At 65.1% G+C, this 501-nt stretch carries 1 pseudogene; it reads right to left on the reverse strand.

Going from position 1 to position 501, the window contains the following annotated elements:
* Window positions 1-501: pseudogene (locus tag BN1800_RS39695) on the reverse strand (acetate/propionate family kinase); the annotation flags it as partial.

The raw sequence follows: 501 nt of genomic DNA on the forward strand, positions 1-501 counted from the left end.
TCATTGGCCGCGGGATCGAGTTCGGCGCCGAGCCAGGCAAGCCGTTCGCTGATGCGGGCGCGGATCTGGGCTGAGTTCTCCCCGACGCCGGCTGTAAACACGAACGCGTCGAGACCTCCGAGCGCGGCGGCAAGCGTGCCGACACTCAGCCCACAGCGATGGACGAAGTGATCGATCGCGAAGGCGGCACGCGCGTCGGCGCTGACAAGAAGATCGCGCATATCACCTGAGAAGCCGGAAAGGCCCTTCAGGCCGGACGACCTGTAAAGGAGATCAGTCACCTCCGCTGCGGTCATGCCCTTTTGATCGATCAAGTACAGCACGACACCGGGATCCATCTGTCCCGGCCGGGTGCTCATCGGCAAGCCGTCGAGCGCAGTGAAGCCCATCGTCGTCTCCACGCTGCGCGCCTCCTTCAGCGCACACATGGAGGCGCCGCTGCCGAGGTGGGCAACAATAACGCGTCCACCTGCGATGCCGGGGGCGACTTCGGTCAACCGC

Origin of the sequence: Rhizobium sullae (assembly GCF_900169785.1) — a bacterium.
GTDB classification, from domain to species: Bacteria; Pseudomonadota; Alphaproteobacteria; order Rhizobiales; family Rhizobiaceae; genus Rhizobium; species Rhizobium sullae.